Genomic DNA, 1,286 nt, shown 5'->3' on the forward strand with positions numbered 1-1,286 from the left:
CTGTCGTCGGGCCTGAGCACGACCGATAGCAATGTGGCTTCGCTGTCGACGTCCACGTCGACCACGGCCAGCTCGCTGTCGACGGCCGCCAGTTCGTTGTCGTCGGGTCTGAGCACGACCAACAGCAACGTGGCCTCACTGTCGACGTCCGCGTCGACGACGGCCAGTTCGCTGTCGTCGGGTCTGAGCACGACCAACAGCAATGTGGCTTCGCTGTCGACCTCGGCATCGACGGGCATCGCGAACTCGGTCCAGTATGACGATCCGGGCCACACGAAGGTCACGCTGGGCGGTGCGGGTTCGACCACGCCGGTTACGCTGACCAACGTTGCCGCGGGCACCAACCCGACGGACGCGGTGAACTATAGCCAGCTGTCGTCGCTGTCCACGGTCACGGGTACAGCGACGTCGCAAGTCGCTTCGCTGTCGACGTCCGCGTCGACGACGGCCAGCTCGCTGTCGTCGGGTCTGAGCACGACCGATAGCAATGTGGCTTCGCTGTCGACGTCTGCTTCGACGACGGCCAGCTCGTTGTCGTCGGGTCTGAGCACGACCAACAGCAACGTGGCCTCGCTGTCGACGGCCGCCAGTTCGTTGTCGTCGGGTCTGAGCACGACCAACAGCAATGTGGCTTCGCTGTCGACGTCCGCGTCGACCACGGCCAGCTCGCTGTCGTCGGGCCTGAGCACGACCAACAGCAACGTGGCTTCGCTGTCGACGTCCGCGTCGACCACGGCGAGCTCGCTGTCGTCGGGTCTGAGCACGACCAACAGCAACGTGGCTTCGCTGTCGACCTCGGCCTCGACGGGCATCGCGAACTCGGTCCAGTATGACGATCCGAGCCACACGAAGGTCACGCTGGGCGGTGCGGGTTCGACCACGCCGGTTACGCTGACCAACGTTGCCGCGGGCACCAACCCGACGGACGCGGTGAACTACAGCCAGCTGTCGTCGCTGTCCACGGTCACGGGTACAGCGACGTCGCAAGTCGCCTCGCTGTCGACGTCTGCTTCGACGACGGCCAGCTCGCTGTCGTCGGGCCTGAGCACGACCAACAGCAACGTGGCTTCGCTGTCGACGTCCACGTCGACGACGGCCAGTTCGCTGTCGTCGGGCCTGAGCACGACCAACAGCAATGTGGCTTCGCTGTCGACGTCCGCGTCGACGACGGCCAGCTCGTTGTCGTCGGGTCTGAGCACGACCAACAGCAACGTGGCTTCGCTGTCGACGTCCACGTCGACGACGGCCAGTTCGCTGTCGTCGGGCCTGAGCACGACCAACAGCAA

General features: G+C 65.3%; 1 protein-coding gene and 1 pseudogene. One reads left to right on the plus strand and one right to left on the minus strand.

Going from position 1 to position 1,286, the window contains the following annotated elements; genetic code table 11:
* On the minus strand, window positions 1-326 hold a 326-nt coding region (locus B9Z01_RS37040), incomplete at its 3' end, for a hypothetical protein (RefSeq protein WP_420814758.1).
* A 31-nt stretch (window positions 327-357) separates the two neighbouring features.
* Here B9Z01_RS37040 and B9Z01_RS34550 point away from each other — a divergent pair.
* Window positions 358-1,286 (plus strand): annotated as a pseudogene (locus B9Z01_RS34550) (hemagglutinin); the annotation flags it as partial.

This window comes from Paraburkholderia susongensis (assembly GCF_900177725.1).
Taxonomy (GTDB): Bacteria; Pseudomonadota; Gammaproteobacteria; order Burkholderiales; family Burkholderiaceae; genus Paraburkholderia; species Paraburkholderia susongensis.